The sequence below is a fragment of the Thioalkalivibrio sp. AKL7 genome (assembly GCF_000381705.1).
Taxonomy (GTDB): Bacteria; Pseudomonadota; Gammaproteobacteria; order Ectothiorhodospirales; family Ectothiorhodospiraceae; genus Thioalkalivibrio; species Thioalkalivibrio versutus.
On record NZ_KB906950.1, the window covers coordinates 142,110 to 166,493 of the forward strand.

Genomic DNA, 24,384 nt, shown 5'->3' on the forward strand with positions numbered 1-24,384 from the left:
CCGTTGTCCGGGGAAAACGATGCCAGTTATGAATGCGCCGGCGAGGCACAATATCTTCGTGGTCGGTCTGGACGACTTCCATCTGGCACAGCTCCGGACCCTGCCCGGGACGGAGAACTATGTCTTCCATGCATTGTTCACCCGCGAGGAGGTCAAGCCCTGCGCCCGGTTTCCGGTGCGTCGGATCCTGCTCGAGGGTCGCGAGCGGCTGAGCCAGTTTCCCGGCACGGTGGATGCCGTGGTCGGTTTCTGGGACTTTCCGGTCAGCACGATCCTGCCCCTCCTGCGCCAGGCCAGGGACCTGCCGGGGCCGACCCTGGAAAGTGTGCTGAAGTGCGAGCACAAGTACTGGAGCCGGCTTGAACAGGCCCGCGTTGCACGCGAACACATCCCGGCCTTCTGCGCGGTCAATCCGTTTGCCGACGATCCGCTGCGCGCGGTCACCCTGGATTTTCCGTTCTGGATCAAACCGGTGAAATCGGTGCTCTCTTACCTCGGCTTTCGCGTCGGCGATGCGGACGACTTCCGGCGCGCCATGGAGCGGATCCGCAGGGAGATCGACCGCTTCGGCGAGCCCTTCAACCATGTCCTGGGGCACGCGACACTGCCTCCGGAGGTGGCCGGAGTCGATGGCAATCACTGCATTGCCGAGGCGCTGATATCGGAGGGGCGCCAGTGCACCCTGGAGGGGTATGCCTGGCAGGGCGCGGTCCGGATTTACGGTGCTGTTGATTCCCTGCGCGAGGGTGCGGCCGGTTCGTCATTCTCGCGCTACCAGTATCCGTCGACCTTGCCGGATGGCGTGCAGGCGCGCATGGGCGAGATCGCGGACCGCGTGATCCGGCAGGTGGGGTATGACTGTGCCCCGTTCAACATGGAATTCTACTGGGACGAGGCCACGGACCGGATCTGGCTGCTGGAGATCAATACCCGGATCTCCAAGTCCCACGCGCCGCTGTTCCGGTTGGTCGATGGCTGTTACCACCATCAGGTCATGATCGACCTCGGGCTGGGCCGCGAGCCCTCCATGCCGCATCGCCAGGGGGAATTCGGGTGTGCGGCCAAGTTCATGGTTCGCCGATACCAGGACGCACGGGTCGTGCGGATGCCCACGCCGGGGGAGATCACGGCCGTCGAGGCCGAGTTCCCGGGTGTGGTCGTACAGATCGAGGTCGCGGAGGGCATGCTGCTGTCGCAGCTTTGTTATCAGGACAGCTACTCCTACGAGGTCGCGACCCTGTTTGTCGGGGCCGCGGACAACACCGAGCTGGAGCGAACCTATACGCGTGTGATGGAGCGGCTGCCCATGGAGTTCGAACCCGTCGACGAGGCACAGCCATGAAAATCGTCCGCGACTTTCCCTACGCCGTAACGGTCGAGGAATACATCCCGATCCCGCTTGCCGACGGCACGCACCTGGCCGCCCGGTTGTGGCGCCCCGAAGGCGCCGAACAGCAACCCGTCCCCGCGATCCTGGAATACATCCCGTACCGCCGGCGCGATTCCACGCGACTACGCGACGACGCGATCCACCACTACTTTGCCGGTCACGGCTACGCCTGCCTGCGGGTGGACCTGCGCGGATCCGGAGACTCCGAGGGGGTGCTGGAGGACGAGTATCTGCAGCAGGAACTGGATGACGGCGTGGAGATCCTGCGCTGGATGGGCGAACAACCCTGGTGCAACGGCAATGTTGGGATGATCGGCATCTCCTGGGGCGGGTTCAACGGCCTGCAGATCGCGGCGTTGCAACCACCGGAGCTGAAGGCCGTGGTCAGTGTGTGTTCCACCGATGACCGCTACGCCGACGACGTCCATCACATGGGCGGCTGCCTGCTGGGCGACAACCTGTCCTGGGCCTCGACCATGTTTGCCTACAACTCCCTGCCGCCGGATCCGGAGATCGTGGGCGAACGCTGGCGCGAGATGTGGTTCCAGCGCCTGGAGGGCAGCGGGCTGTGGCTGGAGAAGTGGCTGCGCCACCAGCGCCGCGACGACTACTGGAAGCATGGCTCGATCTGCGAGGACTGGTCCGCGGTAAAGACCCCGGTCATGGCGGTGAGCGGCTGGGCCGACGGCTATTCCAACGCGGTGTTTCGCCTGCTGGACAACCTGCAGGGGCCTCGCCTGGGCCTGGTCGGCCCCTGGAGCCACAAATACCCCCACCAGGGGGTCCCGGGTCCGGCCATCGGCTTCCTGCAGGAATGTCTGCGCTGGTGGGACCACTGGCTGAAGGACGAACCAAACGGGATCATGGAAGAACCGATGTTGCGGGTCTGGATGCAGGACAGCGTCCCGCCGACCACCCGCTACGAGGAACGCCCGGGGCGCTGGGTGGGCGAACCACACTGGCCCTCGGCAAACGTGGAACTCGAGCCGCTGACCCTGGCCTGGCCGGGGCGACTGGAGAACGAATCGGGGGGCATACGGGAACGCGAGATGAGCCTGCAATCGCCGCTGAGCGTGGGCCTGTTCGCCGGCAAGTGGTGTTCGTATTCAGCGACGCCCGATCTGCCGCACGACCAGCGCGAAGAGGATGGGGGCGCCCTGGTATTCACCAGCGCCCCGCTGGAGAAGCCCCTGGAGATCCTCGGCGCTGCGATGCTGGAACTGGAGTTGAGCGTCGATCAGCCCGTCGCGATGGTTGCGGCGCGGTTGTCCGATGTTGCCGCTGACGACAAGGCGACCCGCGTCACCTATGGGTTGCTCAACCTGACCCACCGCGAAGGCGCCGAGGCCCCGAAACCACTGGAGCCCGGTCAAACCTATCGCGTCCGGGTCAAGTTCAACGACGTAGCGCAGCGCTTCCCGGCAGGACATCGCATCCGGCTATCGCTGTCGACTTCGTATTTCCCGCTGGCATGGCCGGCGCCGCGGCCGGTGCGGCTGCGGCTCATGACGGGCGCGAGCCGTCTGCTTCTGCCCCGTCGCGCGCCGCGCGAAGACGTGGATCCCCGAATTGCCTTTCTCCCTCCCGAGGGCGGGCCTCCCTCGACGGAAACCCATCAGCTAACGCCGCAGCTGCACAACTGGCGGGTCATTCGCGACCTGGCGGAGGACGAGTCGACTCTCGCGGTGACCAACGATGCGGGGACGGTACGGCTGGACGACCTGAACCTGGAGATGCAGCGGAAGGCGCTGGAGTGGTACAGCTACCAGGGTGACGACTTCAACTCGGTGCGTGGGGAGACCCTATGGGAACGCGGCTTCCGACGCGGCGACTGGGCGGTGCGCACGGTAACCCGAACGGTGCTTACCTCGAGCCCCACCGATTTCGAGATCCACGCCCAGCTGGATGCGTACGAGGGCGAGCGTCGCGTCTATGCCCGCAACTGGGACGTGAAGATCCCCCGCGACCTCGTCTGACAAAGCCACCAGGGGGGCTGGAGTCTGCCCGTGACAGCGCCCGATCCTGCGTTATGCTGGGCCCCCGCTGGTGCTATCGTCCGGTCTCGGGGGCGGTTCCATGGGGCACGCGCGTCGTCGCTGCCCAGGGCCGGTTCCTTCCTCATGCGCAAACACCGGAACGAGGCATCGTTGGGAAACCCCTTGGGGCCTAGCGTGCGCAGGTACTACGCGAACCCCTATCCAACCTATGGATTAGAGAGAACGTTATGCGGGTCACCGTATTCAGTGTTCAGCAACACGATCGCGAGTTTCTGCTCCCTGCTTTTCAAGCGGCGGACATGAAGCCTCTCCTGCATGCCGAACGCCTGACCGCAGAGACGGTGCACCTTGCCACAGGGTCGGATGCGGTCTGCGTCTTTACCAACGATGATTTGCACCGGCGCGTGATCGACGGGCTCGCCGATCACGGGGTGCATGTGGTGGCGCTGCGCTGTTCCGGCTACGACAACCTGGATATCGACCGCGCCCGCGAGCGTGGCGTGCGCGTGGCGCGGGTGCCGGCCTATTCCCCGAACGCGATTGCGGAGCACGCCGTCGCCCTGCTGATGACGCTGAACCGGCGCGTTCACCTCGCCTGGGACCGCACGCGGCGCGGGGATTTCCGCCTCGATCACCTGACCGGATTCGATCTCGTTGGCCGCTCGGTGGGCATCGTCGGCACCGGCCGCATCGGCCAGGCCTTTGCGCGCATCATGCTGGGCTTCGGCTGCCAGGTGGCGGCGCACGACCCGTATCCGAACGCCGAGCTGCAGGCCGCGGGCGTCCAGTACCTCGAGCTGGATGCGCTGCTGGCGCAGTCCGAGGTACTCAGCCTCAGCTGTCCGCTGACCCGCGAGAACCGCCACCTGATCAATGCCGACACCCTGGCGCGGCTGCCGCGCGGGGCCGTCCTGATCAACACCGCCCGCGGCGCGCTGGTGGACACCGACGCGGCCGAGGCCGCGCTGGAATCCGGCCAGCTGGGCGGACTGGCCATGGATGTGTACGAGGACGAGGCGTCGTTATTCTTCCGCGACTGGTCGCTGGCCGGGTTGCCCGACCGGCGCCTGGCGCGGCTGATGCAGCGCGACGACGTGCTGGTCACCGGCCACCAGGCATTTTTGACCCACGAGGCCCTGACCAACATCGCCGACACCACCGTCGCCAACCTGACCGCCCTGTACCAGGACCCGGACAAGCAGCCCGAAGGCCGGGTCGTCTGACGTTCCTGCGGTCCGGCCGGCGTGAGTCTAGAACAGGGCCATTTCGGCTTCCTGGTAGGCGATGTTCGTGTTGCGCGGGGCCAGGTCGTCGAAGTCGGCCAGATCCTGCCAGGGTGAGTCGTCAAAGGCGCGGATTGCGGACTGCATGCCGGTGCCCATGTCCGCAGCCTCGACCATGTGGTCCCACAGTGCGCGCAGGTAGTCGTGGGTCGGGTGGTCGAAGGTCGACAATGCGCCGGGTTCACCGTGGCCCGGGATGAACTTCGCATCCGCGTATTCACCCTGCAGCAGTTCGTAGGCCTCCAGCCAGCCTTCCATGCTGCCGTCGGGCAGGATGGACAGCAGGCGGCCGCTGTAGAGCACATCGCCGGCGAACACGACGTTATCCGGCTCGACCACCGCAATCAGGCTGCCGTGGGTATGGGTGCTGCCCACGTGGCGGATCGACACGCTCACGCCGCCCAGATCCAGTTTCCGGTCATCCTCGACCATCACGTTCGGTGGCTCGGGGTGTTCGGTGGAGCCCTCGGGCCGGTCCAGCGCGTTCTCGAGTTGCATCGCAAACATCGAGGCGCTTCCCTGCATACGCGCGACGGCCTCGGGTGCGGCCAGGATGTCGGCGCCGGCCTCGCGGAACACGTCGTTGCCCATGAAGCGATGCGGCTGCGAGTTGGTGTTGATCACGTAGCGCACCGGCTTGTCGGTGGTGGCGCGGATATGTTCCAGCATCTCGGTCGCCATCGCTGGCGTGTGGCCGGAATCGATCACGGCGACGGCTTCGTCACCGACCACGTAGCCCAGATTCATGCGAAAGCCCTGGTTGTCGGCATCGGGCCCCCCGTAGGGGCCGATCCAGGCATGGGCGTGGTCGGAGATGGCCTGCGGTTCGGGCAGGATCGTGGTCTTGTCGGCGCCCAGGCTGGTGCCGGGCGCAAGGGTGACAAGGGCCAATCCCGCCAAGGCACAGGTTCGGGTGAGGTTCAGCATGGGACAGACTCCTACAGCAGGAGCTGATACCCGGCGCCGATCGCGGCGCAGACGAGGATCAGCGGGATGATGCCAACCCGGAATCGGGCCAGGGCAATAAAGGCGGCGATTCCCAGCAGGGCGGAGAACCACTCGAAGGCACCGTCGAAGCCGGCGGGCCACAGGACGTGCCAGGTAAAGAAGACGGCCAGGTTCGCGATCACCCCGACCACGGCGGCCGTGATACCCGTCAGGGGCCCGGTGAAGTGCAGATCCCCCCGGGTGCGCTCGACCAGAGGTGCGCCGACCAGGATGAACAGGAACGACGGCAGGAAGGTGAAGAAGGTCGCGACCAGCGCCCCAAGCAGGGCGGCCAGGAGCACCTGGTCCGGCCCGAGAAAGGCCTGCGTCCAGCCGCCGATGAAGCCGACGAAGGTCACCACCATGATCAGGGGGCCCGGAGTGGCCTCGCCCAGCGCCAGCCCGTCGATCATCTGGGTCGGACTCAGCCAGCCGTAGGTCTCCACCCCGCCCTGATAGACGTAGGGCAGCACCGCATAGGCCCCGCCGAAGGTGACCAGCGCGGTCTGGGTGAAGAACTGCCCCATACGGGTCAGCGTCGCGTCCCAGCCGAATAGTGCGAGCAGCATGCCGAATGCCGCGGCCCACAGGCCCAGACCGACGACAAGAAAACGGATCACCCGCGACCAGCGAAACTGCATCCAGGGCGTGGGCGGGGTGTCGTCATCCACCACGGCGGGGCCGTGCGATTGGTGGCGGCCGCTGCCGTGGGATTCGCCGGTCTGGAAGCGCTGCGGCCAGACGCGACTGCCCAGCCAGCCGAGGATTCCGGCGGTGATGATGATGTAGGGGAACGGGATGTTGAGCGCGAAGATCGCCAGAAAGGCCGCGATGGCCATTACCCATAACAGGCCGTTGTTGAGCACACGCCCGCCGATGCGCCAGCCGGCATAGACGATGATCGCGACCACCGCCGGTTTGATGCCGTAGAACACCGCCTCTACCGCGGGCACGTCACCAAAGGCAAGGTACACCCAGGACAACCCGGTGATCAGGAACAGCGAAGGCAGGATGAACAGCAGCCCCGCCATCAGGCCGCCGAAGGTGCCGTGCAACAGCCAGCCGAGATACGTGGCGAGCTGCTGCGCCTCCGGCCCGGGTAGCACCATTGTGTAATTCAGCGCATGCAGGAATCGGTTCTCGGAGACCCAGCGACGGCGCTCCACCAGCTCCTCGTGCATCATCCCGATCTGTCCGGCGGCCCCGCCGAACGAGACGAAGCCGAGCTTCAGCCAGTAGCGAAAGGCCTCGCCGCGCGTGGGCGCGCTGGGGCGCTGGGTGCTGGGAGTATCGGGATCATTCATGCGGGATTGCGTCCGGATTGTTGTTCAAAGGCCTGGCGCAGGTCGTGCAGGACGGGCGTGACGCGCGCCAGTAGCGCACCGTCATCCGCGCACTGTTGCTTGGCCCCGGTCAGGATGCTCTCGAAGCCCGCGGCCTCCGCGACGGGGCGCCCGCCCACGTCGAGGAAATGCACCATGTCCGCGAGGCCGGCGAGACCGCTGTCGCGTTCCAGGCCGAATGCCGCCAGCAGCACCTCGAAGGTGACGCGGTCACCGACGTGGGTGAACGCGGCGCCGTCGAAATCGAAGCCGAGCGCCTCGTCCGGGCAGTCGGCCGGGGTCGCGAGCCAGACGAAGCGCGCCTCGGAGTCGATGAATTCGCGGATCAGCCACGCGCTGGCGACGCGGTCCACCCATAGCGCCGCCCGCGTGGCCCATAGCCGGCCGCGGTAGTTCGCCGGCTCCAGCCGGGGCACGCCGCTGTCCGGCTCGGGCGAGGGTTCGTCCGGTGACAGGACCGCCTGGGCGGCGGTTTCCAGGCGCGACAGTTGGTCCTCCAGCGGCGCGCGGTCAGGCCCCGGGAAGTAGTCGGTGCGGCGCAACTGATCGGCCTCGCGGTGGATCTGGCGCAGGCGTTTGAGCAGCTCGGCTTCGCCCAGCGCGGGCAGTTGCCCCAGCAGGGTTTCCGCGTTCTTTCGCAGGGTCCGGTAGTCCGCTTCACGGTCGAACAGGCTGCGGTAATGCGCCTGTTCCTCGGGGTTGGCGGCGACCGGCAGGTGGTAGGCCTGGTTGCCCGCCGCGCGCGCCGACTCGGCCAGTTCCAGCAGGGCGTCGCGCAGGTCCGAGCGGTTGGGCAGCAGGTAGACCCCATCGCGCAGGGTGGCTGCGCCAAGCGCCTTCAGCGCCCGCCACAGTCGGACCCGGGTCGAGTCCTGCCCGCTCTGAAAGGCGAAGATCAGGAGTTGCCAATCGGTATCCCGAAAATTCATGTCATATGTATATCAGTAATGTAACGTCCGTTACAAATTCAGGGGGTGCGCGCACAAAAAGGCCCGGCGCCTTGCGGGGCCGGGCCTTGGGGAGCGCATCGGGGTGCCCGAGGCGCGAGGGGTTCTTAGCCCTCGTTGTGGTAGCGGGTGATCCGCTCCACTTCGTTCTTCGCGCCCAGGACTACCGGCACGCGCTGGTGAATGCCCGTGGGGCTGATATCCATGATGCGCTCGCGACCGGTGGTGGAGGCGCCGCCGGCCTGCTCGATGATGAAGCTCATCGGGTTGGCCTCGTACATCAGGCGCAGCTTGCCGGCGGTGCCCTTGGCCTGCATCTTGGAGTCCATCGGGTACATGAACACGCCGCCGCGCGACAGGATGCGGTGCACCTCGGCGACCATGGAGGCCACCCAGCGCATGTTGAAGTCCTTGTCGCGGGCGCCTTCCTTGCCGGCCAGGCATTCGTCGATGTAGCGCTTGACCGGGGCCTCCCAGAAGCGGCTGTTGGACATGTTGATCGCGAATTCCTCGGTGTCTTCCGGGATCTGCACGCTGTCCTTGGTCAGCAGGAACTCGCCGAAGTCCTTGTCCAGGGTGAACATCTGCACGCCCTTGCCGGTGGTCAGCACCATCATGGTGGACGGACCGTACAGGCAGTAGCCGGCGGCGATCTGCTTGGTGCCCGGCTGCAGGAAGTCCTCGGTCTTCGGATCGGAGACGCCTTCCGGCGCCTTCAGGATGGAGAAGATCGTGCCGACGGAGACGTTCACGTCGATGTTGGAGGAGCCGTCCAGCGGGTCGAACAGGACCAGGTAATGACCACGCGGGGCGCCGGCCGGCATCTCGCAGATCTCGTCCATCTCTTCGGAGGCGAGGCCGGCGGCGTGGCCGTTGTGGCCCAGGGCCTCGATGAACACCTCGTTGGTGATGATGTCGAGCTTCTTCTGCGTCTCGCCCTGCACGTTCTCGGAGCCGGCGGAGCCGAGAACGCCGACCAGGTCACCCTTGTCGACGAGGTCGGAGATCTTCTTGCAGGCCACCGAGATATCGTTCAGCAGGCCGGTGAATTCGCCGGTCGCGCCCTGGATACCGCGCTGGGTCTCGATAATGTAGTTGGTCAAAGTCGTGCCGATATGCATGATGCAATCCTGATGCTGTTGTGAATCGGGTGACACCGCGCAATCGAGGTGCGTGAGCACCATGACGGGGCGAACGGCCCCGGTGCGCCGAGTGTCTTAACCGGCATAGTGTAGCAAAAGCACCCGGATGGGCCGATCCGACGGGTAGTTGATGGCTTGAGCGGGCTGGCATTTGTCGTGCATGGCATCCGGGGCTGTATCCACAAGGGAGATTCGCATGCCGCAAAACGCGCTGTACGCCCAGTCCGGCGGGGTTACCGCCGTCATCAACGCCAGCGCCTGGGGGGTGATCGAGGCGGTGCGCGCCCATCCGGCCCATTTCGGCAAGATCTATGCGGCGCGCGACGGCATCCTCGGTGTCCTGCGCGAGGAGATCATCGATCTGGATCAGGAGGACCCGCTGACCCTCGCGGCCCTGCGTCATACCCCCGGCGGGGCGTTCGGCTCCTGCCGTTTCGACCTGGGCGATCCCGACAAGGATCCGGAACAGTACGAACGCCTGGTCGAGGTCTTCCGCGCCCATGACATCGGCACCTTCTTCTACAACGGCGGCGGCGGTTCCATGGATACCGCGCTGAAGATCGCCAGGATGGGGGATCGTATGGGCTTCCCGATCAAGGCGATCGGCGTGCCCAAGACGATCGACAACGATCTCGCAGTGACCGACTCCAGCCCCGGGTTCGGCTCCGCCGCCAAGTTCATCGCCACGGTCGTGCGCGAGGCCAGTCTGGATGTCGAGTCCATGCACACCAGTTCCACCAAGGTGTTCGTGCTCGAGGTAATGGGTCGGCATGCAGGCTGGCTGGCGGCCGCCGCCGCGCTGGCACAGGAGTTCGACGGCCAGCCGCCGATGCTGATCCTGTTCGCCGAGACCCTGTTTGACCAGGACGACTTTCTCGAGCACCTGAACCGGACCATCGAGCGTCACGGCTACTGTGTGGTGGTGGTCTCCGAGGGTCTGAAGAATCCGGATGGCACCCTGTTCTCGGTGGCACAAAGCCATGATGTGTATGCCTACACCCAGCTGGGCGGCGCCGCCCCGCGCCTGGCCGAGCTGATCCGCGAACAGACCGGACACAAGCTGCACTGGGCGGTGGTCGACTATATCCAGCGCTCCGCGCGGCATATCGCGTCGAAGGTGGACGTGGAGCAGGCCTATGCCTGTGGCCGTGCGGCGGTGGAGGGCGTGGTGGCCGGCGAGGATGCCTTCATGCCGATCATCCGCCGCGATTCCAACGATCCCTACCGCTGGAGTATCGGTTTTACCCCGCTGGAGACCGTGGCCGACGTCGAGCAGGGCATGCCGCGCGAGTACATCACCCCGGACGGCTACGGCATCACCCAGGCCGCGCGCGATTACCTGCGCCCGCTGATCCAGGGCGAGGACGCCCCGCCGTTCGACCAGGGCCTGCCCTGCTACCCGCGCATCCGGGGCGAATTGCTGCCCAAGCGTTGCCCTCCGTTCGAGGTCAAGACCGACTAGTCGTTTCCGGGCGAGTGGGCGTCGGCGTCCAGCCAGGCCCGCTGGAAGGCGAAGAACTGCCGGGCGACCCTGTCCGCCTCGTCGACGCGCAGATAGTCCGCGTGTTCGGCCGGTGCACAACGCGCACAGACGAAGGTGATGCCCTCACAAAGGCTGGTGCAGCACGGGCTGTTGTCCGTGCGGCGCGGTCGGTAATGGACCCACGCGGAGGCCGTATCCGCAACCGCAGTGGGCCCGGATTCCAGGCTGAGCGCGGCGCCACAGTGGCTGCAGGCCGCCTCGATCCGGCTATGCGCGCCGCTCAGCATCGGGATGGCCAGCGCGTCGACGGCGCACATGGCGGTAACCAGACCGCGCCCGGCGACGCTGACCGTGATCCGCCCTGGTGCGGCGCTGTACGGGTAGCAGCCCAGACCCTGGGCCTGATGCGCCACGGCATCCAGCGCGGCCAGTCGCTCCAGCGCGCGGATATCCAGCTCCCGGGCCTCGGGTGGCCGTCCGCGCTGGCGCCAGTGTTCCAGGACTTCGAGATAGGCGGCGCGTACGGCTTCGGGGGCATCCCGCAGGCGCTGTTCCAGCGGGAAGTCGCCGCGCAGGCGTTCCAGGGCGGCGGTCACGTGCGCCGGCCTCATGACGAGGCGCAGCAGCTGCCCGGGCCCTCCTGCTGGATGGGCGGACAGGGCACGGTGCCGTAGGAGCAGAACACGCAGCAGTCCCCTGGAAGTGGCCGGAGCAGGACCCCGCAGCCGGTGCATTCGTAGAACCACTGGCAGGCGTCGGTGGGCATCGTTTCCGTCTTCTGGTGCCCGCATTCCGGGCAGGTCAGGGTCGAATCGGGCACGATCTCGTTCATATGCGTTTCAGCTCGGTTTGCGAGGATGGGAGCCAACGACCGGGGCTGGCGGGAAAAACCCCGCCAGACAACCGGAATCGGCACAAACGCCGTCTGGCCAGCGTCTATTCTCTGCCAAGCCCGCGCAAGACGGGCCCACAACCGGATCCCGGATGGAGGAAATCATGTACTCGCGCATTCTCAATCGCACCCTCGCCCTGACCGCTGCCAGTGTGCTGGCCGCCGCGTTTGTCGCGCCCGGCCAGGTCGCGGCCCAGGGCGCCTACTTCGCCCCGGCGGACGGTTCGCCGGATGAGGTCGCCTTCGAATACCGCATGCACGAATACGGCTGCGCCAATGTGCGCGGACAGTGGCGCGCGACCAACAACACGGATGACTGGCTGGAAGTCCGGGTCACCAAGACCGCCTACAACTGCCCCGGAGAGCTGGAAGACGACGTGCGCACGACGACCCGCCTGTGGCGCACGCTGGGTCCGGGCGAGACCCAGGAGCGCACGCGCGACAACTCCGTGTGCGGCGGGGCCTGGGCGCGTGGTGTCGAGGTCCTGGAGTACGAGATCAAGGTGGTCGACGCCCCCGACGAAAGCTGACAGACGTGTGAAACCGGCCGCGATTTTCGTTTGCGGCCGGTCAATTCGCGGCTCTGGCGGGCTACACTTCTAACAACCGTTCACCGATTTCAAGGAGTCTGCCCATGAGCGTTCATTCGTTCCGTCGAGTTCTGTCCGCACCCGCGGCACTGCTGGTCGCGCTGGCCCTGACCCTGCTGCCCGCCACCCCGGCATTCGCCGATGTCGGCATGCTGGATACCGGCAGCATGATCCAGCAGGCCAGCGCGGACGACACCCGCGCCCAGTTGCTGGAACAGCTCAATGACGCCGAGGTTCGCGCGCAGCTGATCGAGATGGGGGTTGATCCCGAGCGCGCCGAGCAGCGTGTGGCCCGCCTGACCGACGACGAACTGGCGCAGCTGGAGGCGCACATGGAGACCGACCCGGCCGGCGCGGCGAGCGTCCTGGGTGTGGTCGCCATCGTGTTCGTGGTGTTCGTGATCCTGGATGCGGTGGGTGTGACCGACATCTTCTCGTTTGTCGGGCCGTCCCGCTAAGCCACGCCCTGCATGGGGTCCATCTCGACGTGGCGAGTCACGGGGTTTCTCGCGCTCGCCGCGCTCCTCTGGCTGACTGGTTGTGCCACCGCGCCGCAGAGCGCGGGTCTGGCCAGCGAGCGTCCGACGGATCTGCCGGCGCGCGTCGAACTGGCTGACACGCCGTTCTTTCCCCAGGAGCAATACCAGTGCGGCCCCGCCGCGCTGGCCACGGCGTTGAATGCCCGGGGGATCGACGCCGCGCTGGATGATCTGATCGAGGAGGTTTACATCCCCGCCCGCGAGGGCAGCCTGCAGACCGAGATGCGCGCGGCGGTGCGCGCGCGCGACCAGGTGGCCTACCGTATCGAGCCCCAACTGGAGGCGATCCTGCGCGAGGTGGCGGCGGGCAACCCGGTAGTGGTGTTCCAGAACCTCGGGGTGGCCCTGATCCCGGAATGGCACTTTGCGGTGGTTATCGGATACGACCTGGAGGATCGGGAGATCTTCCTGCGCAGCGGCCCGATCCAGCGCCACGTGAATTCCTTTGCCCGCTTCGAGCGCACCTGGGCGCGGGGTGAGCGCTGGGCCTTCCTTGTGATGCCCCCCGATACCCTGCCGGCCACCGCCCAGCCGCTGCGCTGGCTGCGTGCGGTCAACGAACTGGAACAGACCGGGCGCTTTGCGGCGGCGGCCACGGGCTACGAAACCGCCATGGACCGCTGGCCCGATGAACCGATTCCCTACGTGGGTCGCGCCAACGTGGCCTTTGCCCAGGGCGATCTGCCGGCGGCGGAGAATGCCCTGCGGGCGCTGGTCGAGCGTGATCCGGCCCGCCACGAGGGCTGGAACAACCTCGCGCACGTGCTGATCGCTCGCGAGTGCGGCGAGCAGGCACGCGAGGCCGCGAGCTGCGCGGCCGATCTGGCGGGACCGGGAGCGTATGCGCGTACCCTGGGCGCCGCGGCGGAGGCTCCCGACGGCGGCGCCGAGTGCCGAGCCCTGCCGCCCTGTGCCGCGGCGACCGAGGCACGCGCGCGGTAAGACCGCACGGATTCCGTCATCGCGAGTCGCGAAGCCCGCGGCGATCGGCAGGGTGTGGATGACCGCGCAACGCTCGCAGGGACAGTCCCTGTTGCGTTAGGCCGAGCGTTTTTCCAGGGCCTGTTCGGCGTGCTTGAGCACCAGGCCCAGGTTCTGCTTCTCCACGTCCGTGACCTGCGGGTCATTCTTTACCGCTTGACGCAGGTGCTCCACCAATTGCGCCAGTTCGTCGCGCGAGATCTGCTGGAAGTTGAAGCCGCCGCCGTAGCGGGACTCGAGCTGGTCCCAGTAGTCGGCAAGCGGGGGGCGGTAGTCGTCACTCATCGGGCAGTCCTTGTTTGGTGCGGGCGCGGCGTGCGTGACAGGCATTTTGTCTGTTCGCGGTGCTTGCGGTCTAATGGGGGCTTTCCCGACCGGCCTTTCGCCCATGTCCGTTACTGCCATCTATCCTGGCACCTTCGACCCGATCACCCACGGTCACACGGACATCGTGCGGCGTGCGGCACGGTTGTTCGATCGCGTGGTAGTCGCGGTGGCCGCCAGTCCCAACAAGGGCCCGGCCTTCCCGCTGGAGACCCGCGTGGCCCTGGCCGAACAGGCGGTGGGTGATATCCCCGGCGTGGAGGTGCAGGGCTTCGATGTCCTGCTCGCGCACTTTGTTCATGCGCAGCAGGCCAACGTGATCCTGCGCGGATTGCGGGCGGTGTCCGACTTTGAACATGAATTCCAGCTCGCAGCGATGAACCGACAGCTTGCGCCGGAGGTCGAAACGCTGTTTCTGACGCCAGCGGAGGAGTACAGCTTCGTCTCCTCCAGTCTGGTGCGGGAAATCGCCCGACTGGGCGGCGACGTCTCAAAATTCGTTAGCCCCGGTGTGGCGCGCATGCTGGCCGAACAAAACGGCGCAGCACGCTAGCCGGGCCCCGCCACTGGATACGAGGAACGGCCCATGGCCCTGATGATCACCGACGAATGCATCAACTGCGATGTCTGCGAGCCCGAGTGCCCGAATGAGGCCATCTACCCGGGGGACGAGATCTACGAGATCGACCCCACGCTGTGCACCGAATGTGTCGGCCATTTCGACGAGCCGCAGTGCCAGCAGGTCTGCCCGGTGGACTGCATCCCGCTGGATCCCGATCACAAGGAGACCCGCGAGCAGCTGACGGCCAAGTACGACGCCCTGATGGCCGCGAAGTAGGCCGCGGCATGGATTGGCGCCGCCCGCTCCTGCACTGCGCGGTCTTCGTCACCCTGTCGCTGGCGCCGCCGCTGGCGCTGGCCGGCCCGGGGCAGCACGCAGTGGCGAGCGCTCACCCGGCCGCCACCGAGGCGGGCGAGGCCGTGCTGCGCGACGGCGGCAACGCCTTCGATGCCGCCGTCGCGATTACCGCCGCCCTGGGTGTAGCCGAGCCCTACGGCTCCGGGCTCGGGGGCGGCGGGTTCTTCCTGCTGTACGAGGCATCCTCCGGCCGCAGCGTGATGCTCGATGCCCGCGAGACCGCCCCGGCCGCGGCCGACCGTGACATGTATCTGGATGCCGACGGCGAGGTGATCGACGGCTTGTCGCTGGATGGCGTGCTTGGCGCCGGCATCCCCGGCATGCCCGCCGGCATGGATCACCTGGCGCGGGAATACGGACGCCGTTCACTGGCCGACAGCCTGGCGCCGGCGATCCGTCTGGCCGAGGACGGTGTTCCGGTCAGCGGCCGCTACCTGCAGATGGCGGGCTTTCGTCATCAGGCCCTGCGCGACGGGGCCGGCGCGCGCGACATTTACCTCGAGGCGGGTCGCCTGCCGGACGAGGGCGCGACCCTGCGCCAGCCGGACTTGGCCGTGACCCTTCGGCGCCTGGCGGACGAAGGCCGTGATGGTTTCTATACCGGTGATCTGGCCGAGCGCCTGGTCGCCGGCGTGCGCGAGGCCGGCGGTATCTGGACCCTGGACGACCTGGCGGGGTACGCGGTCGTCGAGCGCGACCCCGTGCGTCTGGACTATCTTGGCGCCACGATCACCACCGCCTCGCCGCCATCTTCCGGCGGGGTCGCGCTCGGCCAGATCCTGAACATCCTGGCGTTCTACGACCTCGAGGCACTGGCGCCGGACATGCGCGCCCACCTGACCATCGAGGCGATGCGCCGCGCCTATCGTGATCGCGCCGAGTACCTGGGCGACCCGGACCATGTGGATATGCCGCTGAAGCGGCTGCTGTCGCGCGACTACGCGGCCGGTCTGCGCGCCACCATCCATCCCGACACGGCCACGCCCAGCCGCTACCTGCCGCTGTCGGTCGAGCCGCAGGCCGAGCTTCCGGAGTCGGTGTCGACCGAAAGTCGCGAGACGACGCACTTTTCCGTGATCGACGCCGAGGGCAACCGGGTCGCGGCCACGCTGACGCTGAACTATCCGTTCGGATCCGGCTACGTGGTGCCCGGGACGGGCGTGCTACTGAATAACGAGATGGACGACTTCTCGGCCAAGCCGGGCGAGCCCAACGCCTATGGTTTGGTCGGTTTCGAGGCCAATGCCATCGCGCCGCAGCGCCGCCCGCTGTCGAGCATGAGCCCGACCTTCGTCGAGACCGAGGATCGCGTGGCGATCCTGGGCACGCCGGGTGGCAGCCGCATCATTACCATGGTCCTGCGCGGCGTGTTCGGCGTGCTCGAGGGGCAATCCATCGAGGAGGTCGTCGCGGCGCCTCGCTATCACCACCAGTATTTGCCCGATCGGGTGGAACACGAAACCGGGGCGTTCGATGCCGAACTGCGTGGCCAGCTGGTCTCGCGTGGGCATCAGTTGGTGCCGCAGGTGCGTCCGTTCGGTGACATGCACGCCATCCTGTGGGAGCGCGGGGCGGGTCGCCTGGAGGCGGCTTCCGATCCGCGCGGAGAGGGCGAGGCGCGGGTGTTCCAGCCCTGAAGACGCGCTGATGGACGCGCGTGCCGGGAGGCGCGCGAATGGATCAGAGTATCCTAGGCCTTCACGAATTGCGCCCACACAAAAAGCCGCACCCCGAGATCGGGGGGCGGCTTTTTTCGATTCACTGCAACCGCCGGGCCGGCCGTGCCGGCCCGGAACCCGGGGGCTTAGCCCTGGGCCAGATCGCGGATGCGGGCGTTCAGGCGGCTCTTGTGGCGAGCCGCCTTGTTGCGGTGAATCAGGCCCTTGCTCACGGTCTTGTCGATCACCGGAACGGCCTCTTTGTAGGCCTCGGCGGCCGCCTGGGCATCGCCCTTGTGCAGCGGCTTCAGCACGGCCTTCATGGCCGTACGGAAACGGGAGCGCAGCCCCATGTTGTGGGCGCGGTTCTTGACCGCCTGACGGGCCCGCTTACGGGCAGAAGCAATATTTGCCAAAGTACTTCCCTCGCGTTAAATCGCTAGGTTCTGGAAAGGCGGCAGAGCATACCCCCGGGGCACTCCAGCGTCAACCGGGTCCTGCGCGTGATGGGGATGGCCTGGGGCCGTCCATGCGTCTACTGTAGAAGAAAGAAAGCCATTCAAAGGAGAACAGGATGAATCGATTCAACCAGACCCTTCGGGCCGCGCCGGCGACAGCATCGGGCGTGGCCCTGCTGTTCGCGGCGCTCCTGCTGGCGAGCATTGCCTTCATGCCGCAGGCCAAGGCCTTCGAGCCGGAGGCCAAGGTCGTCTATCACGCCGACTTCGCCGACCCGCGCCGTTTCTCCGCGATGCTGACCAGCATCAACAACATGATGACGCATTACCAGAACGAGTTTATCGATGCCGACGTGCGCATCGTGTTCGTGGCGCACGGCATCCGCTTCCTGACCGATGACGACCTGGCTGATACCCCGTTCGAGGCCGACGAGGAACTCAAGGAAGAGCGCGACACCCTGCGTGGGCGCCTGATGAGCCTCGCCAGCACCCACGGCGTGAAGCTCGAGCTGTGCGAAATCACCCGTTCGCAGATCGGTCTGGACGAGGACCTGATCTACGATCACGTCAACTTCGTGCCCTCGGGTGTGGTGCGCGTGGCCGAGCTGCAGAACGAGGAAGGCTTCGCCTACATCAAGATCGAGTAAGGACCTTTCGCATGCTTGACCCGAAGCCCCGCCTTGGCGGGGCTTTTTAGTGTCTCCACGAAGGTCCGAAGACGGCCAGGGGTGGGTGCGCTACGGGGGTATCGCGGGCAGGATGCGCCGGCCTTGCGCGATACCACCTCGAGCCCTTTTTCTCCGTGCCCTTCGGGGTGCAGGAAGGCCGCGTCGGGCGTGTCCGTTCAGCCGTGGTTACAGCACTTCGAGCTTGGCGAAGCTCAGCACCAGCCACTTGGAGCCGGCGTGGGCGAAGTTCACCTGGACCCGGGCCGAGTTGCCGGAACCCTCGAACTGGGTGATCAGCCCCTCGCCGAACTTCGCGTGGTGCACCCGTGCGCCGATCGCCAGGCCCGCCGCGGAGGCCTCGGCGGCCTGCGTATCCATGGCCCCGAAGCCCGCCGTCTTGTTCCGGGCCGCGGCAAAGCGCCCCGCGCCATAGGGCGAGGCCTGCGGGCGCAGCACCTCCAGCGCGCCCTCGGGGATCTCGTTGATGAAGCGCGAGGCGACATTGTAGGACTCGCGTCCATACAGCCGCCGCGTCTCGGCATGGATCAGGTACAGCTCCTGTTCGGCGCGGGTCATGCCGACATAGGCCAGGCGGCGCTCCTCCTCCAGTCGCCCCGGCTCCTCCAGCGAGCGGGCGTTGGGGAACAGCCCCTCTTCCATGCCGGTCAGGAAGACCAGCGGGAACTCCAGGCCCTTGGCCGAGTGGAGGGTCATCATCTGCACCGCGTCCTCGTGCGGGTCGGCCGCACCCTCGCCGGCCTCCAGCGCCGCGTGGGCGAGGAACTCGGTCAGGCGATTGCCTTCGCCTTCCTCGCTCTCGGCGGTGCTGCTCATGTCGAAGGCGCGCGCGGCCCCCACCAGCTCGTCCAGGTTCTCCAGGCGTGCCTCGCCACGCTCGCCCTTTTCCTTCTTGTAGTGCTCGCGCAGTTGCGCGCGCTCGATCGCCTGTTCCACCTGATCGGCCAGCGGCTGGCGCGGCAGCTCCTGCTGCAGGGTGCGGACCAGCTGCACGAACCCGGCGACCGCGGTGCGCGCGCGTCCGGGCAGGGCGTCGGCGTCCACCGCGTGAGTGGCGGCCTGCAGCAGGCTGGTGTCGGCGGCCTGGGCGGCCTGGCGCAGGCCCTCCAGGGTCTTTTCGCCGATCCCGCGCGGGGGCTGGTTGACCACCCGCAGGAAGGCGGCGTCGTCATCGCCGTTGCCGGCCAGGCGCAGGTAGGCCAGGGCATCGCGGATCTCCTGGCGCTCGAAGAAGCGCAGGCCGCCGTAGACCCGGTAGGGCATGCGCCGGCCGATGAAGGTCTCCTCCAGAACGCGTGACTGGGCGTTGGAGCGATACAGCACCGCGCACTCGCGGTACAGCCCGCCCTGGTCCACGTGGCGGGCGATGGTCTCGGCGATGAAGCGCGCCTCTTCCTGCTCGTTCAGCGCGGTGTACAGGCGGACCGGCGCGCCTTCGTGGCCCTCGGTCCACAGCTCCTTGCCCAGGCGGCCGGAGTTGTGCCGGATCAGGGCGTTGGCCGCGTTCAGGATGTTGGCGCTGGAGCGGTAGTTCTGTTCCAGGCGCACGACCTGGGTGCCCGGGTAGTCCTTCTGGAAGTGCTGGATGTTCTCGATCTTCGCGCCGCGCCAGCCGTAGATCGACTGGTCGTCGTCGCCCACGGCGAATACCGGGCTGTCCCCGGCGAGCAGGCGCAGCCAGCCGTACTGGATGTCGTTGGTATCCTGGAATTCGTCGACCAGCACGTGGCGAAAGCGCGTGCGGTAGTGCTCCAGCAGGGCCTTGTTGTCGCGCAGCAATTCCAGCGAGCGCAGCATCAGCTCGGCGAAGTCCACCACACCGGCGCGCTCGCAGGCCTGCTGGTAGGTGGTGTAGACGCGTACCCACTGGCGGGCGACCGGGTCGCCGGTATCCGGCAGGTGTTCCGGGCGCGAGCCCTCGTCCTTGCGCGCGTTGATGTACCACTGCGCCTGCTTGGGCGGCCAACGCGACTCGTCCAGCTCCAGGGCGCGCAGTACGCGCTTGACCATGCGCAGCTGGTCATCGGAGTCGAGGATCTGGAAGGCCTGCGGCAGCTTCGCCTCCTGCCAGTGCTGGCGCAGCAGGCGGTGGGCGAGGCCATGGAAGGTCCCGACCCACAGCCCGGTGGCCGGGTGGCCCAGCAGCGACTCGATGCGCCCGCGCATCTCGGCCGCCGCCTTGTTGGTAAAAGTGACCGCCAGCAGGCTGTGCGGGGCCACGCCCTCGACGCCAATCAGCCAGGCGATGCGGTGCACCAGCACGCGGGTCTTGCCGGAGCCGGCGCCGGCCAGGACCAGCACCGGATGCGGCGGGGCGGCCACGGCCTCGCGCTGGGCCGGGTTGAGGGAATCGAGCAGGGGGGAGACATCCATGCGCGAATGGTAGGGAAACCCGGCCGGAATCGCACGTTCCGCATGCAGGCCGTGTGCCTTCGCCCGCGCAAACGCGCTACCCTCGGAGGCAGCCTTCAAGAAGACGCTGATTCATCGACTCCGCGCGGGAACCTCGCGCGCCGATCAGGTCCCAAAGGCCGACGCATCAGGAATGGGAAGAGACCGCGAATGAACGAGATGCCATCCCGGCACCGGCTGGACAGCCCCGTATCCGGGCAGGAACTGCACCCGGATAACCTCGCTTTCGCCGAGGATCTGCTGGAGCGCTACCAGGACGACCCCGATGCCGTCCCGCCGGCCTGGGCCGATTACTTCCGCTCGCTGGAAAATGCGCCGCGCCCGGAACGCCGCCGGCGCTCCACCGATCGTCCGGATCTGGCCCATGAACAGCTGCAGATCCGCGTGCTGCAGTTCATCAATGCCTACCGCTACCTCGGTCACTTTGGCGCCCGTCTGGATCCTCTGGAGCGCGAACCGCCGGAGCCACCGCGCGAGTTGAGCCGCGAGCATCACGGCCTGGACCAGGTCGGCCCCGATGTCACCTTTGATCCGGGCTCGCTGTTCATCGACGGGCGGGTCTCGCTGGATACGATCGAACGGGTGCTGAAAGAGACCTACTGCGCCGGTATCGGCGCGGAATACATGCATCTGATGGCCACCGACGAGAAGCGCTGGCTGCAGGAGCGTCTGGAATCGGCCCATGGCCACTTCGGTTTCGATGACGATACCCGCCTGGCGATCCTCGAGCGTCTGACCGCAGCCGAGGGTCTGGAGCGCTACCTGCACCGGCGCTATGTCGGTCAGAAGCGCTTCTCGCTGGAAGGCGCGGAGAGCCTGATCCCGCTGCTGAATGCCCTGATCCAGCGGGGCGGCGCGCGCGGGCTGCAGGAGTTCGTGGTCGGCATGGCACACCGCGGACGCCTCAATGTGCTGGTCAACCTGTTCGGCAAGTCCCCGGAGGAGCTGGCCAACGAGTTCGAGGGGCGTCCGCGCGACGACCGTGGCACCGGCGACGTGAAATACCACATGGGTTTCTCCTCGGACCTGGAGACCCCGGGTGGTCGGGTGCATCTGGCGCTGGCTTTCAATCCCTCGCACCTGGAGATCGTCACCCCGGTGGTGGAGGGTTCGGTGCGGGCGCGCCAGGTGCGTATCGGCGATCGCAAGGGCAACCGGGTGATGCCGGTGGTGATCCATGGCGATGCCGCCTTTGCCGGGCAGGGCGTGGTTATGGAGACCCTGAACATGTCCCAGACCCGGGGCTTCTCCACCAAGGGCACCGTGCATGTGGTGGTGAACAACCAGATCGGTTTCACCACTTCGACCCTAAAGGACTCTCGTTCGACGCATTACGCCACTGATGTCGCCAAGATGGTGAACGCGCCCATCTTGCATGTGAATGGCGATGATCCCGAGGCCGTGGTGTTCATCACCCAGATCGCGCTGGACTACCGCATGCGCTTCGGCAAGGACGTGGTCATCGATCTCGTCTGCTACCGCCGCCAGGGCCACAACGAGGCCGACGAGCCGGCCGCCACGCAGCCGCATATGTATCGTCGTATCCGCGACCTGCCGACCACTCGCGAGCGCTACGCCAGACGCCTGATCCGCGAGGGCCTGACCACCGAAGACGCACAGGAGCAAGCGCTGGAGGACTATCGCGGCCGGCTGGATGCCGGCCAGCCGGTGGCGCTGTCGTTGCTGCGCGAGCGCAACAGCCATGCCGGATCCTCGACCAACTGGGGCCCCTATCTGAACCAGACCTGGGACCAGGACGTGGACACCGGCGCCCCCGCCGACCGCCTGGCGCGCACCCTCGAGCAGCTCTCCACCCCGCCAGAGGGTTTCCATCTGAACGACCGCGTGCAGAAGATCCTGGATGCCCGCGTGTCCATGGCGCGGGGCGAGCAGCCGCTGGACTGGGGTGCGGCCGAGACCCTGGCCTACGGTGCGCTGATCCAGGACGGCTACCGCATTCGCCTGTCCGGGCAGGACTCCAGCCGGGGCACCTTCTTCCATCGCCATGCAGTCCTGCATGACCAGGAGACCGGGAAGGCCATCGTCCCGCTGCGGCGCCTGGATCCGGACCACCCGCGGTTTCTGGTGATCGATTCGCTGTTGTCCGAAGAGGGCGTGCTCGCCTTCGAATACGGCTATGCGACCGCCGCGCCCGAGGCTCTGGTGGTCTGGGAGGCGCAGTTCGGCGACTTCGTGAACGGCGCTCAGGTGGTGATCGACCAGTTCATCTCCTCCGGCGAGCAGAAGTGGGGGCGCCTGTCCGGCCTGACCCTGTTGCTGCCCCACGGCTACGAGGGGCAGGGCCCGGAGCACTCCTCGGCCCGCCCGGAGCGCTTCCTGCAACTGGCGGCGCAGGAGAACATGCAGGTCTGCGTGCCCACCACGCCGGCGCAGATGTTTCACCTGCTGCGCCGGCAGATGCTGCGGCCCTATCGCAAGCCACTGATCGTGATGACCCCGAAGAGCCTGTTGCGCCACAAGGACGCGGTCTCCGACCTCGATGCGCTGGCGACGGGCCAGTACCAGACGGTCATCGACGACGCCCGCATCGAGGATCCCGGCAAGGTGCGGCGGGTGCTGCTGACCAGCGGGCGGATCTTCTACGACCTGGCCGCGCGCCAGGCCGAGGGCGAGCACACCGATACCGCGATCCTGCGGCTGGAACAGTGCTACCCCTTCCCCGAGGAACGCCTGACCGAGTTGCTGGGCCGCTACCCGGAGGCCGACGAATTCGTCTGGGTGCAGGACGAGCCGGAGAACCAGGGCTACCTGGAGTTCGTCGCTCCGCGTATCAACCCGCTGCTGGCGGTGCGCGGGCAGACCCTGCACGCGGTCGCGCGGCCCCCGGCCGCCGCGCCCGCCGTAGGCTACCCCGAGGTGCACAAGGCGCAGCTGAAAGATCTGCTCGAACGCGCCTTCGGGCCGATCAGCTCGCGCGACACGCCGCACCCCACGCCCTGAACATTCGATAAAGACGCATAGAACAAGGAAGCGAGATGGCATCCGATCGCACCCCGATCCAGGTCCCGGAACTCCCCGAGTCGGTCGCCGATGCGACCGTGATCGCCCTGCACAAAAAGGCTGGCGACGCCGTCAAGCGCGACGAGCTGATCGCCGAGCTGGAGACCGACAAGGTGGTCCTCGAGGTGTCGGCCCCCAGTGCGGGCACCCTGGTCGAGCTCTCCGCCAACGAGGGTGATGTGGTCAAGGCCGACGCGATCCTGGGTTATCTGGGGCCCGCCGAAGCCGGCCCGGAGGACCCGGACGAAGAGGCCGAGGATGAGGCAGCGCCTTCCAGGGCATCGACAGCCACGGAGGGCGGCAAGCCGGCGTCCGTTGCAACGGGGGATCGGGAAGAGGAACCGGCCGCTGCCTCCTCACCCGAGCCCGCGCCGTCCGGGGCCGGGAACGGAGCGGCCGGTAGCCCGCCGCCCACGCCGGCCGTGCGGCGCCTGCTGCAGGAAGCCGGCCTGCGTCCGGAGGATGTCGAGGGCACCGGCGACGACGGGCGCATCCAGCGTGCCGACGTGGAGCGTGCGCGCAGTGATCGCAGCGCGCCCGCGGCTTCTTCGAAGCCATCGGGTTCCGTCGGGGCGGCGCGACCCCAGGCGTATGCGGCCGACCCCGGAGACCGCGCCGAGCGCATCGAGCGTGTGCCGATGACCCGCCTGCGGGCGCGCATCGCGGAACGGCTGCTGGAAGCGAAGCAGACCACCGCGATGCTGACCACCTTCAACGAGATCGACATGTCCGCGGCGATGGCCCTGCGTAGCCGCTACAAGGAGCCCTTCGAGAAGCGCCATTCCATCAAGCTCGGCTTCATGGGTCTGTTCGTGGCCGCGGCCAGCCGCGCGCTCGAGCGCTTCCCGGTCGTCAATGCCGCACTGGATGGCGAAGAGATCGTCTATCACCACTACAGCGACATCGGCATCGCAGTCTCCTCCTCGCGCGGACTGGTGGTGCCGGTCCTGCGCGATACCGGCAACGCCTCCATTGCCGAGATCGAGCGGCGCATCCGCGACTACGCCGAACGCGCACGTGACGGCAAGCTGGATATCGACGAGCTGCGCGGTGGCACCTTCACCATCACCAACGGGGGCGTGTTCGGTTCGTTGTTCTCCACGCCGATCCTGAATCCGCCGCAGAGCGCGATCCTCGGCATGCACGCGATCAAGGAACGCCCGGTCGCGGTGGACGGCGAGGTCGTCGTCCGGCCGATGATGTACGTCGCCCTGTCCTACGACCACCGCCTGGTCGACGGTGCCGAGGCGGTGCAGTTCCTGGTCGCCATCAAGGACGCCATCGAGGACCCGGCGCGGTTGCTGCTCGACGTTTGACCCTGTGAGGTGGAGT

At 67.1% G+C, this 24,384-nt stretch carries 22 protein-coding genes; 13 read left to right on the forward strand and 9 right to left on the reverse strand.

Annotation, left to right across the window (positions count from 1 at the left end; translation table 11 throughout):
• The first annotated feature begins 28 nt into the window (after nucleotides 1–28).
• From G315_RS0107725 to G315_RS0107735, 3 genes are all read left to right on the forward strand, one after another.
• Entirely contained in the window at nucleotides 29–1,342 is a 1,314-nt protein-coding gene (locus G315_RS0107725; protein WP_018145008.1) for an acetyl-CoA carboxylase biotin carboxylase subunit family protein, read from the forward strand.
• The gene (locus G315_RS0107730) at nucleotides 1,339–3,366 is read left to right on the forward strand and encodes a CocE/NonD family hydrolase (RefSeq protein ID WP_019612245.1); all 2,028 of its coding nucleotides are present in this window, start codon (nucleotides 1,339–1,341) and stop codon (nucleotides 3,364–3,366) included. Before G315_RS0107725 ends, G315_RS0107730 begins: the two co-directional genes overlap by 4 nt.
• 248 nt (nucleotides 3,367–3,614) lie before the next feature.
• Nucleotides 3,615–4,610 (forward strand): 2-hydroxyacid dehydrogenase, encoded by a 996-nt coding sequence (locus G315_RS0107735; protein ID WP_019612246.1) that lies wholly within the window; start codon nucleotides 3,615–3,617, stop codon nucleotides 4,608–4,610.
• Between the two features lie 27 nt (nucleotides 4,611–4,637).
• Here G315_RS0107735 and G315_RS0107740 read toward each other — a convergent pair whose 3' ends face one another.
• The 4 genes from G315_RS0107740 to G315_RS0107755 all read right to left on the reverse strand — a co-directional run bounded on the left by G315_RS0107740 (nucleotide 4,638) and on the right by G315_RS0107755 (nucleotide 9,068).
• Entirely contained in the window at nucleotides 4,638–5,597 is a 960-nt protein-coding gene (locus tag G315_RS0107740; RefSeq protein WP_019612247.1) for an MBL fold metallo-hydrolase, read from the reverse strand.
• A gap of 11 nt (nucleotides 5,598–5,608) precedes the next feature.
• Nucleotides 5,609–6,961, reverse strand: a complete 1,353-nt coding sequence (chrA, locus tag G315_RS0107745; protein WP_019612248.1) for a chromate efflux transporter — start codon at nucleotides 6,959–6,961, stop codon at nucleotides 5,609–5,611.
• Complete coding sequence (locus G315_RS0107750) at nucleotides 6,958–7,929, reverse strand: chromate resistance protein ChrB domain-containing protein (RefSeq protein WP_019612249.1); 972 nt, start codon at nucleotides 7,927–7,929, stop codon at nucleotides 6,958–6,960. Before G315_RS0107750 ends, chrA begins: the two co-directional genes overlap by 4 nt.
• A gap of 125 nt (nucleotides 7,930–8,054) precedes the next feature.
• Nucleotides 8,055–9,068, reverse strand: a complete 1,014-nt coding sequence (locus G315_RS0107755; RefSeq protein ID WP_018168849.1) for a class 1 fructose-bisphosphatase — start codon at nucleotides 9,066–9,068, stop codon at nucleotides 8,055–8,057.
• A 217-nt stretch (nucleotides 9,069–9,285) separates the two neighbouring features.
• On the opposite strand from G315_RS0107755, the gene G315_RS0107760 reads away from it, so the two are divergent.
• A complete protein-coding gene (locus G315_RS0107760) occupies nucleotides 9,286–10,551 on the forward strand; it encodes a 6-phosphofructokinase (protein WP_018145013.1) in 1,266 nt (421 codons plus the stop codon).
• Here the strand turns inward: G315_RS0107760 and merB are convergent.
• Together merB and G315_RS0107770 are read right to left on the reverse strand one after the other, a co-directional pair.
• A complete protein-coding gene (gene merB / locus G315_RS0107765; protein ID WP_018145014.1) occupies nucleotides 10,548–11,183 on the reverse strand; it encodes an organomercurial lyase in 636 nt (211 codons plus the stop codon). The two genes, G315_RS0107760 and merB, sit on opposite strands and share 4 nt — an antisense overlap.
• On the reverse strand, nucleotides 11,180–11,404 hold the full coding sequence (locus tag G315_RS0107770; RefSeq protein ID WP_018145015.1) for a GDCCVxC domain-containing (seleno)protein: 225 nt from the start codon (nucleotides 11,402–11,404) through the stop codon (nucleotides 11,180–11,182). Before G315_RS0107770 ends, merB begins: the two co-directional genes overlap by 4 nt.
• A gap of 152 nt (nucleotides 11,405–11,556) precedes the next feature.
• On the opposite strand from G315_RS0107770, the gene G315_RS0107775 reads away from it, so the two are divergent.
• The 3 genes from G315_RS0107775 to G315_RS0107785 all read left to right on the forward strand — a co-directional run bounded on the left by G315_RS0107775 (nucleotide 11,557) and on the right by G315_RS0107785 (nucleotide 13,535).
• Nucleotides 11,557–11,994, forward strand: a complete 438-nt coding sequence (locus tag G315_RS0107775; RefSeq protein ID WP_018145016.1) for a hypothetical protein — start codon at nucleotides 11,557–11,559, stop codon at nucleotides 11,992–11,994.
• A gap of 104 nt (nucleotides 11,995–12,098) precedes the next feature.
• Entirely contained in the window at nucleotides 12,099–12,512 is a 414-nt protein-coding gene (locus G315_RS0107780; protein WP_018145017.1) for a PA2779 family protein, read from the forward strand.
• A 12-nt stretch (nucleotides 12,513–12,524) separates the two neighbouring features.
• Nucleotides 12,525–13,535, forward strand: a complete 1,011-nt coding sequence (locus tag G315_RS0107785) for a PA2778 family cysteine peptidase (RefSeq protein ID WP_019612250.1) — start codon at nucleotides 12,525–12,527, stop codon at nucleotides 13,533–13,535.
• A gap of 96 nt (nucleotides 13,536–13,631) precedes the next feature.
• Here G315_RS0107785 and G315_RS0107790 read toward each other — a convergent pair whose 3' ends face one another.
• On the reverse strand, nucleotides 13,632–13,859 hold the full coding sequence (locus G315_RS0107790) for a hypothetical protein (protein WP_018937461.1): 228 nt from the start codon (nucleotides 13,857–13,859) through the stop codon (nucleotides 13,632–13,634).
• 103 nt (nucleotides 13,860–13,962) lie between these two features.
• On the opposite strand from G315_RS0107790, the gene coaD reads away from it, so the two are divergent.
• Genes coaD through ggt form a run of 3 tightly spaced genes read left to right on the forward strand, consistent with a single transcriptional unit; the run spans nucleotide 13,963 to nucleotide 16,454 of the window.
• A complete protein-coding gene (gene coaD, locus G315_RS0107795; RefSeq protein WP_018145020.1) occupies nucleotides 13,963–14,451 on the forward strand; it encodes a pantetheine-phosphate adenylyltransferase in 489 nt (162 codons plus the stop codon).
• 33 nt (nucleotides 14,452–14,484) lie between these two features.
• Nucleotides 14,485–14,736: a YfhL family 4Fe-4S dicluster ferredoxin gene (locus tag G315_RS0107800; RefSeq protein ID WP_018145021.1), complete on the forward strand. Its 252-nt coding sequence runs from the start codon at nucleotides 14,485–14,487 to the stop codon at nucleotides 14,734–14,736.
• Between the two features lie 8 nt (nucleotides 14,737–14,744).
• Nucleotides 14,745–16,454: a gamma-glutamyltransferase gene (ggt, locus tag G315_RS0107805; RefSeq protein ID WP_019612251.1), complete on the forward strand. Its 1,710-nt coding sequence runs from the start codon at nucleotides 14,745–14,747 to the stop codon at nucleotides 16,452–16,454.
• Nucleotides 16,455–16,621: 167 nt separating this feature from the next.
• Here the strand turns inward: ggt and rpsT are convergent, their stop codons facing one another.
• On the reverse strand, nucleotides 16,622–16,891 hold the full coding sequence (gene rpsT, locus G315_RS0107810; protein WP_019612252.1) for a 30S ribosomal protein S20: 270 nt from the start codon (nucleotides 16,889–16,891) through the stop codon (nucleotides 16,622–16,624).
• 158 nt (nucleotides 16,892–17,049) lie between these two features.
• Between rpsT and G315_RS0107815 the strand changes: the two genes are divergently transcribed.
• Nucleotides 17,050–17,580, forward strand: a complete 531-nt coding sequence (locus G315_RS0107815) for a DsrE family protein (protein WP_018145024.1) — start codon at nucleotides 17,050–17,052, stop codon at nucleotides 17,578–17,580.
• Nucleotides 17,581–17,787: 207 nt separating this feature from the next.
• On the opposite strand, the gene uvrD is transcribed toward G315_RS0107815, so the two are convergent.
• Nucleotides 17,788–19,992, reverse strand: coding sequence for a DNA helicase II (gene uvrD, locus G315_RS0107820; protein WP_038032117.1), 2,205 nt, complete (start codon nucleotides 19,990–19,992; stop codon nucleotides 17,788–17,790).
• Nucleotides 19,993–20,181: 189 nt separating this feature from the next.
• Here uvrD and G315_RS0107825 point away from each other — a divergent pair, with 189 nt between their 5' ends.
• Nucleotides 20,182–22,992 (forward strand): 2-oxoglutarate dehydrogenase E1 component, encoded by a 2,811-nt coding sequence (locus tag G315_RS0107825; RefSeq protein ID WP_019612253.1) that lies wholly within the window; start codon nucleotides 20,182–20,184, stop codon nucleotides 22,990–22,992.
• A 35-nt stretch (nucleotides 22,993–23,027) separates the two neighbouring features.
• Nucleotides 23,028–24,368: a 2-oxoglutarate dehydrogenase complex dihydrolipoyllysine-residue succinyltransferase gene (odhB, locus tag G315_RS0107830; RefSeq protein WP_018145027.1), complete on the forward strand. Its 1,341-nt coding sequence runs from the start codon at nucleotides 23,028–23,030 to the stop codon at nucleotides 24,366–24,368.
• The last annotated feature ends 16 nt before the right edge of the window (nucleotides 24,369–24,384 follow it).